Origin of the sequence: Mycolicibacterium llatzerense (genome assembly GCF_000878195.1) — a bacterium.
Classification (GTDB): Bacteria; Actinomycetota; Actinomycetes; order Mycobacteriales; family Mycobacteriaceae; genus Mycobacterium; species Mycobacterium llatzerense.
In genome coordinates this window covers 15,738-32,299 of the sequence record NZ_JXST01000043.1, presented here as the reverse complement: position 1 = coordinate 32,299, position 16,562 = coordinate 15,738, and the positions used below count along the sequence as shown (strand labels likewise).

The following is a 16,562-nucleotide window of genomic DNA, read 5'->3' as shown; positions in this document are numbered from 1 at the left end:
TTGGCGCGCCCAGGGCTGATGCGTAGGGCCGAGAGATGCTCAGCTGGAGAGGGTTTGGGCGGCGTCGGTCAGTGCGTTGAACGCGGCGTCGAGGCGGTCTTGGCGGCGGCGGTTGGGTTCGTGGTTGGCTTCGGCGGCTACGAACCCGATAAGCTCTTCGAGGTCGTCGGCATTGGTCAGTAAGGCAGCGCCGTTTGGGTGGGCGCGCATGCCGTACACCAGTCGCTCACAGTCGGGGTCAAGCAGCATCAGGTCGCGTAACACGGCGGCGGTCGTGTCGCTGACGATGACCTCCTTGAGGTCGCCGGCAACGCTGGAGCGGCGGCGGCGCAGGTCGTATGGGGAGTCTGCCCAGTTGCTGATCACCCCCTCGTCGTCGCAGACGCTGCACGACCATCGGATCGGCGCCGCCGTCTCGGCCGAGGCGATAGCGATGGTCATCCGCCCGGGGCAGCGCCTGTGGGCGGGGCGGCGCCGACACGGCAATGCCGATACCCACCGATCACCGACCTGGCCGGCGGTGCCCGCCCGGACAATGTCGCCCAGGTGTTGTGCCAGGCGGCGCGCGGGACCGGAAGCGTCGTGCGGCATGTCGAGGAAGTGATGCAGATCGGCGACCAACACGTCGCCACACTGTACCGGCGCCACGTCGCGGTGTTCTTGGGTACCGATCCTCGGGGACGCTGCCTACGATCATGGGTCGTGATGCTGCGATGTACCGCCAAGGTGTTGGCGCTGCTGAGGGCGCCTGAGCCGGCCATCGGCCAAGCCTGCGCGACCGACTGGTATGCCCACCTGGTCTGGATCGACCGACGCAAATGCCTGCTGGTGACCCACGCCGGGACCTTGTTCTCGGTGTTCATGCCGAACGTCACCGCCGCCGGGTTGCGCCCGATCGGCCCGCCGGTCGTCTCGGCGATCCAGGCCGCGTTGCACGTCGAGGGTCTGCCCGCCGATACGCTCGGCGATCTTGATCCCCAGCAGGTGGCCGTGGCCAAGACCGCCGACCGCCGCATCCTGGGCACGATCAACGACCTGGCGTTCACCACCGAACACGTCATCGCCACCGCTGGCGGCCTGGCCCGCTGCGACATCGACGCGCTGCACCACGGCCTGCATCGCACCATCAACAGCATCACCGGCTACATCCCACCGATCGACCTGGTCACCGCCAGCCGTCACCGAAACTGAGCCTGCCAAAGCGACACGGAGTTGTTACGCGGTGGCCGAGATGGGATCTGCGGGGTTGGTGCCGTTACTCGTGGTGGACGGTGTCAGCCGCAGTTCACGGGGTGGGTCCAGCAGCGATCGACGTAGGTCGTGCAGCAATCGGGTACCGACCGGTGTCATGGACAGCCCGCGCCAACCGGCCGAGGCCCGGTCGAGCACCGCCCATACCAGGCTAACGGCGCTGGTCTCGCCGGGGAATCGGCCGATGACCTTGGTCCGACGCTTGGTCTCCCCAAAGGAGCGCTCAATAAAATTCGAATGTCGAACGCGCCCATGGTGTTCGACCGGGAACCGCAGATAGGCAGTCAACCCAGCTTTGTCGGTGAGCAGAATGCGCATCGCCGCCGGATAGAGGTCGAAGTATTTGGCGGCGAACGCCTCGATCCGCTTGTCGATGATCTCAACGAGCCCAGGCCCCGGTTCAACCGTCAGATCGGCGGTATCGAAGATGGCCCAGTAGCCGTCGCGGACCTCGGCTTGCATCCCGGCGGGAATCTTCGCGAGCACGTTGCGGAGTCGATGAATAAGACATCTCTGCCGCAACGCTTTTGGGAAAATTTGTTCGATGGCTGCGATCAGGCCCTTGGCGCCGTCAGAGACAACCAACAGTGGACAACCCAGGCCGCGATCGCCCAGATCAGTCAGGAAGTCGGCCCATGCGTCGGTCGACTCGCCGGTCCCGGGCGCCAACCCGACGAACACCGGCTTGCCCTCGGTGGTGATGCCCCAGGCGGCCAGCACCGGCTCGGCCGGCGACCCCGGATGCATCCGAAAGAAGCTGGCATCCAAGAACAGGTAATCCAGCGTGATCTCGTCAAGTCGACGACGCGCCCACGCCTGGTATTCGGCTCGGATCGCCTTGCACACTTCCGAGACCGTGGATTTGGAGATCGCGGCCTGGTCGCCAAGTGTTTCGGCGAGGGTGGCCTGCACGTCGCGCACCGATAACCCGCGTACGAACGAGGCAATCACCAGCGTCTCCAAGGCGTTGGTTCTCGTCACGTGCTTGCCGAACAACCGCGACGCAAACGCTGCGGTGGTGCCACGCAGCTTCGGCCGCTCCAACGTAACCGGCCCAGTGGTGGTTTTCACCGTCACCTGTCGATACCCGTTGCGCGAGCCGCCGTTAGCGTCGGGACAGGCAGCAGCGCGTTGGTAGCGTTCGCGACCGAGGAACTCGGTGACCTCAGCCTCCAGGGCCGCCTGCATCAACAGTTGAGCGCCCAGCCGGGCAACCTCTTCAAGGATCTCCGAAAGCTCCCGATCCTCGGCAAATAGGGCATCGATTCTGGTGCGGATGCGATCGACGGCTGATACTCGAACAGGCACGGGCGTGACTCCTTCTTCGCAGACTTGCAGGTCGTGAAGCGGAACCTACGCCCGTGCTCCGTATTTACACCGCGTCCCGGACACGACCCAAGGGGATTTCGCTATCCAGGTCGTTGACAGCCGCGGCCGCCGACGCCAGCACATTGGATGAAAACTGCGGCAGAATGTCCGAATCGAGTCGGTCGGCGTAGGGGCCGAACACGCGCAGATACTGATCTGTCGGCATCCGTCTGAACTGGCGTGCAAAGAAGGACTTGAGGCGCAACAAGTTTGGTGCGTGACGGGGGAGGAAGACCGCGAGGGGACACATGAGACATACCCACGGCCTAGACGGGCAAGGCTGGCCTTTGGGGCCCCACAGCCCCGAGAGTTGGTCGGCGCAGGCGGCGACGAACACATCCTGTTTTCCGCCAACCAGGTCAGCGATCGTTGGTGCGTCGGGTACTAACTCAGCCACGATCGCCGGTAAGCGAGCCACGAGTTGGGCCACCTCGTCACCCGTGAACACGGTGGCCGGGAGCGCCCGGCGCACGAGGTCGGCTTGCCCTTCTTCGATGACCGACTCCAGAGCGTTTCGTTGTGCGGGGGTTGCAGCGGTCAGATAGTGGTCACCTTCGACGGCAGCACTGTGGTTCGGGTCGATGGTCGTTCGTCCCGTCCACCCGCGCATCGCCAGCATATTGAGGAAGGTCGCGCGAATGCGGCCGCGATGGATATGCAGTGGCTCGCCTGAATCGTCGACGAGTTCATGCCGCCGACTGAATCTTCCAAGGCTCCCAGGGGTGTACCTAGCATCCATAACCCGGGACGAGGTGTGGACGGAATTGATTGCTAGCCAAAGGCTTCCACGATAATGCTGGCTCGCCGTCCTGCGCAGAGTGTCGGAATGATCCAGCCACTGCTTCAGCAGTCGAACCGCCCCCTTAGTGAGATTCAAGCCCTCGCCCGTCGTTCTGCCCTTCACATAACTGAGCAGCACGGTGGAATCACCAGCCCAATGGATGTCGTCGATACCAAGATCATCGATTCCGTCAGGAACGATCCCAGTCTGGATGCCGAACAGGAGCCGGTAGGCGATCTGGACCTCCAAAGTCGGAAACAACGATTCCCGCACCTGCCGGACCCATTGACCCTCGTAGTTGACGCCGGCGGCTCTGGGTCGAAGCTGGCGACCAATGAATCGCTCGACGTCTTCGCGACTCATGGGTCCACGTCGAAGCATCAGCCATCCCAACGACTTCACTGACACGGGCGAGGACCGCGGGCTGCGGCCTTTCTTGGCGATTACGAGCATGTCGTGATGTCGCTGCCATGCTGAATCAATGATGTCGGTGCAACACTCTGTCAGGCGTTGCCATTCGGTACTGGTGTACGGCCGATAAGGCAACCCTTTCGGCGTCTGCTTGCGAAGGCGGCCGTTCAGATGTGCTCGAAGGGTTGGATCGAGCGTCGCGATTGTCGGCTCGATTCCGAGCAGCATGAGACGAGTCCGTCGTTCGTGATGGTGCGAATGGGCCATCCAGAAGGCCAACAGCTGAGCGGCAGTGAGGTCGCTCGCACCGCCCGAGAAGTTGCCATCGGCTAGCACGGTGACCAGTCGTCGCACCGAGCCCGCGTAGTCTTGCGCAGTCGCGCGGCGGGAGATTCTTCCGTGCGGGTGAACGAGCGTCGCTAGACCTCGCGCGAGGTCGTGGGCGAGCTGCTGATTCGGAAGCCGAGCGAAGTCAATCGTGCAACTCGTTCCATTGGGAAACGCGAACTCCACCGCCAGCGGCTCTTGAATGACCTTGGCCGGCACTACTTCTCCTCGGTCGCGTGTGAGGGAATCGGTGTCGCGAACAGGACCTTCGGGTGCAAGTCCACCTTGGTGCTCGCGTCATGGAATATGCGCATCACGTCGAGACGACGCAAATAGATCTCGGTGGTCGTCACTGAGGCATGCCCGAGCAGGTCTCGGAGAACGCAAAGGGGATCGGCTTTAAGCAGATACAACGCCAACCCGGCATCGGCGTCAGTTTGAAGTGCAAGTGCCGCCGCGCGCTGGTAATGCCCATCGACGAGCCACTCCAACGTTCGCATCGCGAACGTGTGGCGGAGTCGGTGCGGCGACACCGTCGGAAATCGCGGTTCAAAAGTCGTCTGGATACGTTCAGAAGTTCGGCGAAAGACCGTGGGCCAATCGGTGAATGGCGAACCGGATGACTGCAGCCCTACAACGCATGAAGAGCCATCTGGAGCAACGAGGCGTAGACGTTCGTCGGGCACGAGACTGGACCATCGCCGTCTGACGCCGTCAATAAGTGCGCCCTGCCAGTCGGGAGCCTCAACCTGCAGCCTTGGCCCGAGTCGCGCTGGAGGGCGCCAAGTGGACTCGGCACTAGCAGCCGCGCGCTCTAATGCGATGTACTGGTGCAGCTCAGCGAGGGCGTCATAGTCAATCCACGTCGTCCTCGGCTTAGCCCCTTTCGTAACGCCGCGGCCAAGCGGAAACTGAACTGGGACAATGGTTCGACGGTCCGGCAGGGGCGGAACCTCGTAAGTCAACAGATAGGTAAACTCTTGGCGCCGGAGCCCCGATGACATCACCGCCCGTGCCATTGCCGAGTTGCGACCAACCTCGCGCCCCCGGCACGTATCGTCGGCCGATCCATCGGGCTGCAATCCGCCAACTACGTTCAAGAACAGATCTGCAAAATCTCGTTCCAAATACTTAATCAGACTGTGCGGCTTAGCAGTTCGACGTCTGGCGTTGTTGCGGCGAACCGCCACCAGCTGTGGTCCGACGAATCGTCGGCCCCACGAATAAGTGAATGGTTCTGCGGCCGTGAGGCCTTCCGCCATGGCCCACTGGTAGAACCGCGACAGGACACTGACATGCAAGTTCCATGTGGCCGCGTCCCATCGCGCATCGAGGGGGCCTGACATTCGGTATTCGGCCATCGCGCTGAGCGCACCGCGAAGTAGGTCCGCAGAGTCCAATAGGCCGACCCCGTAGCTGTCTAAGAACTCCAACCACGACTTCAACACCCGCGCATAAACATCCCAAGTCCGTGGTGACGGCGCACCCGAGACCGGCAGCTCTCGAAGCCAGCGATTCACCGTCACCGTCTGGCGAAACGTTCCTTCGTCCTCGAACAAGAGGTCATCGTCAATCAATATGGGCATGTGTTCAGCAATGAGCGGCTTCATCGCAAGGTCCCAGGTCTCCCAGCCTTCTGACCTGTACCGAAATATGAGCACGGCTGGAATCTATCGCGGTGGTCGTGCACTGCGACGCCAAAAATCGAGATGCGGCAGACGGCAGCGCAACAATCGAGACACATCAACATTGCCGCGATAACCGTCGAGTACGCCATCGGCACCGTCGCGGCCGCGGCTTTCGGCGCCATCCTGTACACAGTGGTCACCGGGGACTCGATCGTCAGCGCCCTGACGGGCATCATCGCCCGTGCTCTCACTACCAAGGGATGACCGCGGCGGCGTCACGGTGGAGGCGGCGTTCGCGATTGCCGCCCTCATCGCGGTCGCGGTCCTCGGTATCGGCGGGCTGGCGGCGGTCTCGATGCAGGTGCGCTGTATCGACGCGGCCAGGGAAGCGGCCCGGCTCGCGGCCCGTGGCGACGACCGCGCCGCCGTCGATACGGCCCGGCGTACCGGACCCGACGGCGCCTCGGTCGAGGTGCGGCGCGACGGCGGGCGGGTCGTGGCCCGGGTCCGGGCGCCCGCCCCGCTGCTCCCTGGCGTCACGGTGGGGGCGGAGGCCGTGGCGGCGCCCGAACCTGGCGCCTGACGACCGGGGCGCGGCGACGGTGTTCGCGGTCGCGCTGATCGTGGTGCTCGTCGGGATCCTGATCGGGGCGGCCGCTGTCGGCACCGCGGTGATCGGCCGGCACCGCGCGCAGTCAGCGGCCGATCTGGCCGCGCTGGCCGCCGCAGGCGCATTGGCGGCCGGACCCGGCCAATCCTGTCGTCGGGCCGCCGCCGTCGCCGAAGTAATGGACAGCCGGGTTGATCACTGCTCGGTGCAGCGGCTGGACGTGGTGGTCGACGTGGAGGTGCCGGTGCGGTTCGGCCGGTGGCACCTGGGCGAGGCGCACGGACGGGCCCGCGCCGGGCCAGGCTGAGGACAGTCCGGTGGCCACAACGATCAGAAGGCCGCAGAAGAACACATCACCCCACCCGGGTTTGACCGCGGCCCGATCTGCTGTGTCACTTCGCATGTCACCACCGTAGAATCTCAACTATGGTTGAGATCAAGCGTATGGGTCCGACCGATCTGCTCACCATCGGGGAGATCGTGAAGCGGACGGGGGTCCCCGCGTCGGCGCTGCATTTCTACGAGCGAAAAGGGCTGATCCATCCCGAGCGCACCTCCGGCGGGACGCGACTCTATCCACGGCACCTGGAGCGTCGGATCGCCGTCATCCAGGTGGCCAAGCGTCTCGGCATTCCCCTCAGTGAGGTCGCCGAGCACTTCCGGACGCTGCCTGATGACAGGATGCCGTCACTGCGGGACTGGACCAGGCTCAACAAGAGATGGCGTGCGCAACTGCGCGAGCGGCAGCTCGAGCTGGAGCGGCTTCAGTCGGAGATGGACCAGTGCATCGGGTGCGGGTGTATCTCGCTGAACCACTGCCTGGTCATCAACCCTGGGGACGAGCTCGCCGCCGAAGGGCCGGGAGCGCGGCGATTGATGCCCATCGACGAATCGAACTAGGCAGGCGCCGAACAGGTTTCGACACCGTCAGGACTCGGGAACCTCGTCGTCGGCCAGCCGGTCTTCGGCGGCCATCAGTTCGCCGTAGGTGGGCAATCGCAGCGACAACAGCCCGGCGAAGGTGTCGCCGGCGACTTCGAGTCGGTGCGCGGTGACGTGAATCGGCACCCAGCCGCCGTCGTGCGCACGCAGTCGCAGTACCCGTGACGTCGGCCCACTGGCGAACTCGACTGTCATGACGGCCATTTCGGGCAGCTCGTTCGGGTGCACCACCAATTCGGGCTTGTTGTCGGCGCTCCAGTCGAACAGCGGACAGGTTTCGTCGATCCACTTGATCAACTTCCAGCTGTTCAGATCGACCATGGCGCGGTAGACCCCGGGCACCGCGGGGCCGTTCATGATCTGGCGTGCCCGGTCGAGCGGCGTGGCAGACGAATTGTCTCGGACTGCCCGCCAGTTCATGGCCCGGCAGATGAGCTGGTCCTCTCCGTCTTCGTCGGGCTCGTTCAGTACCCGCGCGGCGAACCCGACCGAGATCGGCCGCCCCCGGAAGTCGGTCATCTCCCAAGTGCTGGTGAAGGTTTGGCCGGGCTCGGGCTTGATCACGGCCGAGATGACCCGCGCCTCGTTCGGCTTGAGCTTGCGGGTCTGCAGGTCGTCGGCGAAAGCACGGCCGTGGGTGGCCTCGGCGGCCGGGTTGAGGCCGCTGTTGGCCAGCGACTCCATGGTGTCGGTCGCGATGCCGTTGGTCAGGTCCCACTTCAGCGGGCCCGGGATGATCCGGTCCGGTGGATCGGCGTCGGGCGTGCCGACCCACACGTGGACGCCATGGATGCGGCCGTCGGTCATCTGCACCACTTCGGTCCGGATCACCCGGTCGCTCTTGGGGGTGATGCTCGTCAGCGGCAGGCCGGCGCGCACGGTTTCCCCGATCGCCGACTGGATCGCCATCAGACTGGAGTTGCGCCGCAGGAAAGCGCTGATGGGCACCATGTCTACGGTTTGCTGCCCCTGCGCGACGACGGCAGGTTCGGCGCCGAGGGTCTCGACGAGGAGCCAGTCGTCCGTCATGGCCGTAGTTTATCCGTTTCGGCGCGCTTTGCTCTGCCCGATGTCGGGCGGCGGCCTACTTTCCGTGGGCCGCCAAAGTGCGGGCAACCAGGCGAAGTACCTGGACAGCACCGGCTTTGTCCAGCGGATCGTTCGCATTGCCGCACTTGGGCGATTGCACACAGGAGGGGCAACCGTGACGGCACTCACATGCTTCGATCGCCGCGGCCGTGGCGGACCACCAGGTGGACAGCTGCCGGAACCCGCGGTCGGCGAACCCGGCGCCGCCCGGATAGCCGTCGTACACGAAAATCGTTGGCAGACCGGATAAATCGCCGGGTGCGGGTCCGGATGCGGTGGACACACCGCCGATGTCACCCCGGTCGCAACTGGCCACCAGCGGCAGCAGGCCGATCGCGGCGTGCTCGGCGGCGTGCAGCGAACCGGGCACCCGTAGTGGGTCAATCCCGTTGTCGAGCAACACTTCCGGGGTCATCGTGCACATGACCGCCATGGTGTCCAGGGTGCGGGTCGGCATATCGAGGTCGACGAAATCGAGCACAGTGCCGTCCATGGCGCGGCGCAGGAACCCCACCACGGTGTTGGACACCGACACCGGGACCAGGCCGATGGCCACCGGCCCGAACCGGTGAATCTCACCGGTCCCTCTCACGCTGATGTCCGTGACCTCCCGGGCCGATGTGGTGTAGCCGGGATCCTCGGCGTGCACGAAGGCGACACCGGCCTCGAAGTCGAGGGCGTCCACCAGGAAGGTCTCGCCCTGGTGCAGGTGGACGGCGCCCGGGTGCACCGAGGCCGGCGCCTGCCCGGCACCGGTGCTGCCCAGCATGCGTCCGGTACCGGACTCCAGGATGGCGATCTGCCCGCCGGATGAACCTCGGATGTCCACGGCGGGGTGCGGATCCACCCCGGGCGCCGGGAAGTAGCCGGCGGGGCGTTTGCGCAGCAGGCCGTCGTCGACCAGTGCTTCGGCGACTGCCTCGGCGTCCCACATCCGCACCTCGGCCGGCGTCAGCGGGAGTTCGGTTGCCGCACAAAGCAATTGCGGCGACAGCACGAACGGGTTCCCGGGATCGATGACGATCCGCTCGATGGGCTTGTCCAGCAGCGCGGCGGGATGGTGCACCAGGTAGGTGTCGAGCGGGTCGTCGCGGGCGATCAGCACGATCAGCGCGCTCTGGCCGCGCCGCCCGGCTCGGCCGGCCTGCTGCCAGAACGAGGCCACCGTGCCGGGGAACCCGGCCAGCACCACCGCGTCCAGTCCGGCGATGTCGACGCCGAGCTCCAGTGCGTTCGTGGTGGCCAGGCCGCGCAATTCCCCTTCCGTCAGGGCATGTTCCAGGGCCCGACGGTCCTCGGCCAGGTACCCGGCACGGTAGGACGCCACCAGCGGGGCCAGGTCGGGAGCGATGTTCTCGAGCCGGGCCCGCGCGCCGAGCGCCGTCAGCTCGGCGCCGATGCGCGATCGGACGAAGGTCAGGGTGCGGGCGCCTTCGGCGATCAGGTCGGCCATCACCCGTGAGGCCTCGGTACCGGCGGACCGCCGGACCGGGGCGCCGTTCTCACCGACCAGATCGGTGAGCAGCGCGGGCTCCCACAGCGCCACCGTGCGGCCGCCGTGCGGCGACCCGTCCTCGGTGATCGCGGTGACCGTCTGGCCGAGCAACTCGGACGCCGTCTGCGCCGGGGCTGCGGTGGTGGCGCTGGCGAACACCACCGTGGGTGCCGACCCGTAGCGGTCGCACAGGCGCAGCAGCCGGCGCAGCACCATCGCCACGTTCGAGCCGAAAATGCCCCGGTAGTAATGGCATTCGTCGATCACCACGAACTTCAGCTGACGCAGGAACACGGCCCAGCGGGAATGGTTGCGCAGCAGGGACAGGTGCACCATGTCGGGATTGGAGAAGATCCAGCGGGACCGTTCCCGGGCGAATTGCCTTGCCTCGGTTGAGCTGTCACCGTCGTAGGCGGACGGGGCGACGTTGCCGAGACCGGGAATCGAGGCGCACAGCGACTGGGCGGCACGGAGCTGGTCGTGGCCCAGTGCCTTGGTCGGGGACAGGTACAGGGCGCGGGCGTGCACATCGGTTTGCATCGCGTGCAGGATCGGCAGTTGGTAGGCCAGGGATTTGCCGGATGCGGTGCCCGTCGCGATCACCACGTGCCGGCCGGCGTGCGCCAACTCGGCCGCGGATACCTGATGCGACCACGGCTGCGCCACACCGCGATCGGTGAAAGCGCGCACCACGTCGTCGCCGACCCAAGTGGGCCAGGGCATTCGGCGAGCCTGTCGTGGGGCCAGGTCGGCGACGTGCCGCAGCGGCTGCTCGTCGGCCGGGGTGCCGTCGAGTGCGGAGGACAACAGTTCACGCCCGAAGTTCGGCTGCGCTGCAGCGTCATCGGACTCCGCGTGTGTCACTGTGATCCCTTCTCGGCCATGGCTGCCGCCCGTTGCAGCGGGCCAAGATGAATTGTTCACCACACATCGTCGTGCGACTGTTGCGACAGCGCCCGACATGGTTGACTGAACTCGGTCGCAGCTGCTGTATTCGTGTGTCAACACCCGCGAACGTCGTTGCGCTCCCGGTACATCGGAAGACTCGGTGGATCGCACCCGCAGTAACAGAAGGAAATGAACGACAAATGCCACAGGGGACTGTGAAGTGGTTCAACCCGGAGAAGGGTTACGGCTTCATTGAGCAGGAAGGCGGCGGCGGCGACGTCTTCGTCCACTACAAGCAGATTCAGTCCAACGGGTTCCGCACCCTGGAAGAGAATCAGAAGGTCGACTTCGAGGTCGAGCAGGGCGCCAAGGGCCCGCAGGCTCTCAACGTCCGCCCCATCTGAGGCCAAGAGACTGACAAACGCCCCCGCATCGTCTGTGACGAAGTGGGGGCGTTTCGCATAGCGTGGCCTGATCGCCGCGCGGCTTTGCCTCCACACCTTTCTTTGTGGGCTGGCCTACTGTCGGCAGGGTGAGCCAGCTGTCCTTCTTCTCGGCCGAGTCGGTGCCGCCCGAGGTGGCCGACCTGACCGGGTTGCTCGCTGCGCCGGGACAGCTGGTCCAGGCCGGCGATGCGGCGGACGGCCGAAAAGTCCGCTTGTCCGTCGTCGTCGACGCGTTGTGGCGGGCCGAGGCGCTGGCCGAGATGATCGCCGAAACGGGCTTGAAGCCGGAGATCACCCACACCGACGAGAAGACCCCGTTGGTGCGCACCGAAGCTGACGCCAGGCTGGCGCCCATGGCGGAGGACTGGACTCGCGGAGCCGTCAAAACCGTCCCCGAAGGGTGGTTGCCGGGCCCCCGGGAGCTGCGCGCCTGGGTGCTGGCCGCGGGCATGGCGGAACCGAACGGCTACTTGTTGGGTTTGGATCCCCACGCACCAGATACTCATTCGGCGTTGGCGTCGGCACTTATGCGAGTCGGTATTGCGCCAACCTTGATCGGGACCCGAGGCCATCATCCGGCCCTGCGGATCAGCGGCCGGCGGAGGCTGTTACGCCTGGTAGAGAACGTGGGGGAGCCACCCGGGTTCACCGAGGCGTTTCTCCAATGGCCCCGGACTTAGTGGGTGCACGCCGTATATTTTGGCCGCAACCGGTTTGCGTAGGCTCGCGCGGAGTGTCAAATTGTGACTTGCCTTGGGACCGGATGACCGTTAGGCATTCATTCGGTGTCGTAACGCAGACCAAGAAGTGGAGCGGATAGATACGGTGGCTGACCTCGATGGTGCCGGTAGCGGCAGCCGGGTCCGGCGACTCGTCATAGTCGAGTCGCCTACCAAGGCGCGCAAAATTGCCGGTTACCTCGGCGCCAACTATGTCGTTGAATCGTCGCGCGGACATATACGTGACCTCCCGCGGAACGCCGCGGACGTGCCGGCCAAATATAAAGGTGAGGCCTGGGCCCGCCTCGGCGTGAACGTCGACGACAACTTCGAGCCGCTGTACATCGTGAGCCCGGACAAGAAGGCCACGGTCACCGAGCTCAAGGACCTGCTAAAGGGCGTCGACGAGCTCTACCTCGCGACGGACGGTGACCGCGAGGGTGAAGCCATCGCGTGGCACCTGCTGGAGACGCTGAAACCCAAGGTGCCGGTCCGGCGCATGGTGTTCCACGAGATCACCGAGCCCGCGATCCTGGCGGCCGCCGAGAACCCGCGTGACCTGGACATCGCCCTGGTCGACGCGCAGGAGACCCGCCGCATCCTCGACCGTCTCTACGGCTACGAGGTCAGTCCGGTGCTGTGGAAGAAGGTCGCGCCGAAGCTGTCGGCCGGCCGCGTGCAGTCCGTCGCGACCCGGATCATCGTGCAGCGCGAGCGCGAACGCATGGCGTTCCGCAGCGCCGGCTACTGGGACGTCACCGCCGAGCTGGACGCCAGCGTGTCCGACGCGACCGCGTCACCGCCCAAGTTCACCGCCAAGCTCAACTCCGTCGACGGCCGACGGGTCGCCAGCGGCCGCGATTTCGACTCCCTCGGTGCGGTCAAGAAGCCCGACGAGGTGCTGGTGCTCGACGAGGCCGGCGCGGGTGCCCTGGCCGCCGGTCTGCGCGGCGAGTCGCTGACCGTCAGCTCGGTGGAGCAGAAGCCGTACACGCGCAAGCCGTACGCGCCGTTCATGACCTCGACGCTGCAGCAGGAGGCCGGCCGCAAGCTGCGGTTCTCCTCCGAGCGCACCATGAGCATCGCGCAGCGGCTGTACGAGAACGGCTACATCACGTACATGCGTACCGACTCCACGACGCTGTCGGAGTCGGCGATCAACGCCGCGCGTACCCAGGCCGGGCAGCTCTACGGCCAGGAGTACGTCCACCCGACTCCGCGGCAGTACACCCGCAAGGTCAAGAACGCGCAAGAGGCACACGAGGCCATCCGCCCCGCCGGTGACGTCTTCCAGACCCCTGGCCAGCTGCACGGCGCCCTGGACACCGACGAGTTCCGGCTCTACGAGCTGATCTGGCAGCGCACCGTCGCCTCCCAGATGGCCGATGCCCGCGGCACGACGCTGTCGCTGCGCATCTCCGGCACCGCCCGCACGGGCGAGCAGGTCGTGTTCAGCGCCTCCGGCCGCACCATCACCTTCGCCGGCTTCCTGAAGGCCTACGTCGAGAGCCTCGACGAGCAGGCCGGCGGCGAGGCCGACGACGCCGAGAGCCGCCTGCCGAACCTGACGCAGGGCCAGCGGGTGGATGCCGCCGAGCTCACCGCGGACGGGCACACCACCAACCCGCCGGCCCGGTACACCGAGGCCTCGCTGATCAAGGCGCTGGAAGATCTGGGCATCGGTCGTCCGTCGACGTACTCGTCGATCATCAAGACCATCCAGGACCGCGGCTACATCTACAAGAAGGGCAGCGCCCTGGTGCCGGCCTGGGTGGCGTTCGCCGTCATCGGGCTGCTGGAACAGCACTTCGGGCGTCTGGTCGACTACGACTTCACCGCCGCGATGGAGGACGAGCTCGACGGCATCGCCGCCGGGACCGAACAGCGCACCAACTGGCTGTCGAACTTCTACTTCGGCGGCGAGCACGGCGTCGAGGGTTCGGTGGCCCGTGAGGGCGGCCTGAAGAAGCTGGTCGGCAACAACCTCGAAGGCATCGACGCGCGAGAAGTCAACTCCATCAAGCTGTTTGACGATGCCGAAGGCCGCGCCATCAACGTCCGGGTCGGCCGCAACGGGCCGTACCTGGAGCGGATGGTCGCCGATGAGGAGAACCCCGGTGAGCTGAAACCGCAGCGCGCCAACCTCAACGACGACCTGACGCCCGACGAGCTCACCCTCGAGCTGGCCGAAAAGCTTTTCGCCACACCGCAAGAGGGCCGGGTGCTGGGTGTCGACCCGGAGAGCGGGCACGAGATCGTCGCCAAGGACGGCCGTTACGGGCCGTACGTCACCGAGGTGCTGCCCGCACCGCCGGAGGAGCCGGACGCCGGCGCCGGCGCGAAGAAGACCAAGAAGCCCGTCGGCCCCAAGCCGCGCACCGGATCTCTTTTGCGCTCAATGGATTTGGAGACGGTGACGCTCGACGACGCGCTGAAGCTGCTGTCGTTGCCGCGCGTCGTCGGCGTCGACCCGGAGAACAAAGAGGAGATCACCGCGCAGAACGGCCGCTACGGCCCGTACCTCAAGCGCGGCACCGACTCTCGTTCGCTGGCCACCGAAGAGCAGATGTTCACCGTCACGCTCGAAGAGGCGCTGAAGATCTACGCCGAGCCGAAACGTCGTGGGCGCCAAGGTGCGGCGACGCCGCCGCTGCGCGAGCTGGGTACCGACCCGGTGTCGAACAAGCCGATGGTGATCAAGGACGGTCGTTTCGGTCCGTACGTCACCGACGGTGAGACCAACGCCAGCCTGCGCAAGGGCGACGACGTCATGTCGATCACCGACGAGCGGGCCTCGGAGCTGCTGTCCGACCGGCGTGCTCGTGGCCCGGTGAAGAAGGCCGCCAAGAAGACCCCGGCGAAGAAGACGGCGGCCAAGAAGACCGCCGCCAAGAAGGCGCCGGCGAAGAAAGCCGCCGCGAAGAAGGCCTGAGGCCTAACTCGCGGCTTCGGTTTCCGGAGTCGGCCTCGGCGAGGCCAGCGACAGCGGCCGCGCCAGCTGGGTGGGCGCGGACCGGCCACGCAGCTCGACGGTCTCACCGACGTCCCAGCACAGTGCCTCGGCGTCCAGCGCGCCGCTGACGGCGATCGCAGAGGCCAGCACGTGGCCCTCTTCGAGCTTCGCGAGCTCGGTCAGGCGGGCGGCCTCGTTCACGGGGTCGCCGATCACGGTGTACTCGAAGCGGGCCAGTGCGCCGATGTGGCCGGCGATGGCCCGGCCCGCGGAGACGCCGATGCCGAATTCCGTGGTGCCCAGCACCGTCACCAGTTCGTCGTGCAGCTCGCGGGAAGCGGCCAGCGCCGCGCCCGAGGCGTCCGGGTGCTCGATGGGGGCGCCGAAGATGGCCAGCGCCGCGTCACCCTGGAACTTGTTCACGAACCCGCCGTGCCGGTTCACGGTGTCCACGATGATCCGGAAGAACTCGTTGAGGATCGACACGACCTCGGCCGCGGGCCGGGTGGACGCCAGCTGCGTCGACCCGATCAGGTCGATGAACAGCACCGCGACATCACGTTCCTGGCCGCCCAGCTCGGTGCCGCGCTCCAGGGCCCGGCGGGCGACGTCCTCGCCGACGTAGCGGCCGAACAGATCGCGCAGCCGTTGCCGCTCGGACAGGTCGCGCACCATGTCGTTGAACCCGGCCTGCAGCAGTCCCAGCTCGCTCGCGTCGTAAATCTGCATGTGCGCGTTGTAGTTACCGCGCTGCACCTCGCCCAGGGCCCACCGCAGCTGGCGCAGCGGGTCGGCGATCGACATGGCGACCAGCACGTTGCCGGCCAGGCCGACGGCCAGGGCGGTGATCGCCAGCAGCAAGATCGGAGTGTTGAGCTGCTCGTTCTGGGCGATGAAGGGCGTGTACTGCCCGGCGAGCCGGGCCACGATGATGGCCAGCAGCGGCACGCCGGTGGACAGCACCCAGGTCAGCACCTGGCGCTGGATGACGCCGGGCGCCTTGAAGTTCTCGGGCACGCCGTCGCGCAGCGCGGCGACCGCGACGGGCCGCAGCACCCGCTCGGACTGCAGATAACCGATGATCGCGGTGGCGGTGGCGCCGAGCGCGCTGGCGACCGCGACGAACGGTGCCGAGCGGCTGGCCACCGGCCAGCTCGCGATGATGAACACCACCGAACCCAGGAACCAGTTCCCGACGCTGATCAGGGTTCGGTAGTACGGCATCTTGAGGGCCCGGGTCCGGGCCAGTTCGGTGAAGGCCGCGTCGGTGGCGTCGCCGTGCAGGGTGTCCCGCCTTTGCCAGCGGATCACCGGGATCAACAGCCGCAGACTCAGCCACGCGGCCACCACGAACGAGACGAACAGGACGGTGAGGAACACCGCCAGGTTCACCGCCGGCAGGTCCTGTAGCTGGATGCGGTCTTCGGCCGGGAGACCGAACCGCAGGAAGCCCAGAACGAACAGCGCGCCGATGATGTCGGCCTGCAGCAGGCTCAGCGTGAACACAGGCCACGGCGTGCGCGCCACCCACCGGACGAACCCCCTGATTCGCCCGATGTCCTTCACATCGGTGGCCACCCGCTAACCGTATCCGGCCGGGGCGACGGATATCGCCGCTGCGCGCAGGTTCGTGTCGCCGGCGACGGTTACTGTG

Annotated in this window: 15 protein-coding genes; 8 read left to right on the top strand and 7 right to left on the bottom strand. The window is 66.2% G+C overall.

Features of this window, described 5'->3' with window-relative positions; genetic code table 11:
• Window positions 1-39: 39 nt before the first annotated feature.
• On the bottom strand, window positions 40-624 hold the full coding sequence (locus TL10_RS24185; protein WP_043370464.1) for a hypothetical protein: 585 nt from the start codon (window positions 622-624) through the stop codon (window positions 40-42).
• Window positions 625-705: 81 nt separating this feature from the next.
• Between TL10_RS24185 and TL10_RS24180 the strand changes: the two genes are divergently transcribed.
• Window positions 706-1,191 carry a DUF6933 domain-containing protein gene (locus TL10_RS24180; protein WP_043370462.1) on the top strand — a complete coding sequence of 162 codons (486 nt, stop codon included), beginning with the start codon at window positions 706-708 and terminating at the stop codon, window positions 1,189-1,191.
• A gap of 24 nt (window positions 1,192-1,215) precedes the next feature.
• Here TL10_RS24180 and TL10_RS24175 read toward each other — a convergent pair whose 3' ends face one another.
• From TL10_RS24175 to TL10_RS30735, 3 genes are all read right to left on the bottom strand, one after another.
• The gene (locus tag TL10_RS24175) at window positions 1,216-2,559 is read right to left on the bottom strand and encodes an IS256 family transposase (RefSeq protein ID WP_074328301.1); all 1,344 of its coding nucleotides are present in this window, start codon (window positions 2,557-2,559) and stop codon (window positions 1,216-1,218) included.
• 64 nt (window positions 2,560-2,623) lie between these two features.
• Window positions 2,624-4,357: a hypothetical protein gene (locus TL10_RS30740; RefSeq protein WP_043987673.1), complete on the bottom strand. Its 1,734-nt coding sequence runs from the start codon at window positions 4,355-4,357 to the stop codon at window positions 2,624-2,626.
• Window positions 4,357-5,748, bottom strand: coding sequence for a tyrosine-type recombinase/integrase (locus TL10_RS30735; protein ID WP_131630800.1), 1,392 nt, complete (start codon window positions 5,746-5,748; stop codon window positions 4,357-4,359). The genes TL10_RS30740 and TL10_RS30735 overlap by 1 nt, the downstream gene beginning before the upstream one ends.
• A 99-nt stretch (window positions 5,749-5,847) precedes the next feature.
• Between TL10_RS30735 and TL10_RS24160 the strand changes: the two genes are divergently transcribed.
• The 4 genes from TL10_RS24160 (at window position 5,848) to soxR (ending at window position 7,276) form a co-directional block, all read left to right on the top strand.
• Window positions 5,848-6,030 carry a DUF4244 domain-containing protein gene (locus TL10_RS24160; protein ID WP_043987672.1) on the top strand — a complete coding sequence of 61 codons (183 nt, stop codon included), beginning with the start codon at window positions 5,848-5,850 and terminating at the stop codon, window positions 6,028-6,030.
• Window positions 6,008-6,349: a TadE family type IV pilus minor pilin gene (locus TL10_RS24155; protein WP_043987671.1), complete on the top strand. Its 342-nt coding sequence runs from the start codon at window positions 6,008-6,010 to the stop codon at window positions 6,347-6,349. The genes TL10_RS24160 and TL10_RS24155 overlap by 23 nt, the downstream gene beginning before the upstream one ends.
• Window positions 6,297-6,683 carry an Rv3654c family TadE-like protein gene (locus TL10_RS24150; protein ID WP_276525133.1) on the top strand — a complete coding sequence of 129 codons (387 nt, stop codon included), beginning with the start codon at window positions 6,297-6,299 and terminating at the stop codon, window positions 6,681-6,683. The genes TL10_RS24155 and TL10_RS24150 overlap by 53 nt, the downstream gene beginning before the upstream one ends.
• Before the next feature lie 119 nt (window positions 6,684-6,802).
• Window positions 6,803-7,276, top strand: a complete 474-nt coding sequence (gene soxR / locus TL10_RS24145; RefSeq protein WP_081936734.1) for a redox-sensitive transcriptional activator SoxR — start codon at window positions 6,803-6,805, stop codon at window positions 7,274-7,276.
• A gap of 27 nt (window positions 7,277-7,303) precedes the next feature.
• On the opposite strand, the gene TL10_RS24140 is transcribed toward soxR, so the two are convergent.
• Complete coding sequence (locus tag TL10_RS24140) at window positions 7,304-8,347, bottom strand: PAS domain-containing protein (RefSeq protein WP_043987669.1); 1,044 nt, start codon at window positions 8,345-8,347, stop codon at window positions 7,304-7,306.
• Between the two features lie 55 nt (window positions 8,348-8,402).
• The gene (locus TL10_RS24135; protein WP_043987668.1) at window positions 8,403-10,766 is read right to left on the bottom strand and encodes a DNA 3'-5' helicase SftH; all 2,364 of its coding nucleotides are present in this window, start codon (window positions 10,764-10,766) and stop codon (window positions 8,403-8,405) included.
• A gap of 224 nt (window positions 10,767-10,990) precedes the next feature.
• On the opposite strand from TL10_RS24135, the gene TL10_RS24130 reads away from it, so the two are divergent.
• The 3 genes from TL10_RS24130 (at window position 10,991) to topA (ending at window position 14,887) form a co-directional block, all read left to right on the top strand.
• Window positions 10,991-11,194 (top strand): cold-shock protein, encoded by a 204-nt coding sequence (locus TL10_RS24130; protein ID WP_043397302.1) that lies wholly within the window; start codon window positions 10,991-10,993, stop codon window positions 11,192-11,194.
• 128 nt (window positions 11,195-11,322) lie between these two features.
• Window positions 11,323-11,916 (top strand): hypothetical protein, encoded by a 594-nt coding sequence (locus TL10_RS24125; protein ID WP_043987667.1) that lies wholly within the window; start codon window positions 11,323-11,325, stop codon window positions 11,914-11,916.
• A gap of 145 nt (window positions 11,917-12,061) precedes the next feature.
• Entirely contained in the window at window positions 12,062-14,887 is a 2,826-nt protein-coding gene (gene topA / locus TL10_RS24120; RefSeq protein WP_043987666.1) for a type I DNA topoisomerase, read from the top strand.
• A gap of 3 nt (window positions 14,888-14,890) precedes the next feature.
• On the opposite strand, the gene TL10_RS24115 is transcribed toward topA, so the two are convergent.
• Window positions 14,891-16,486, bottom strand: a complete 1,596-nt coding sequence (locus tag TL10_RS24115; RefSeq protein WP_043397311.1) for an adenylate/guanylate cyclase domain-containing protein — start codon at window positions 16,484-16,486, stop codon at window positions 14,891-14,893.
• Between the last annotated feature and the right edge of the window lie 76 nt (window positions 16,487-16,562).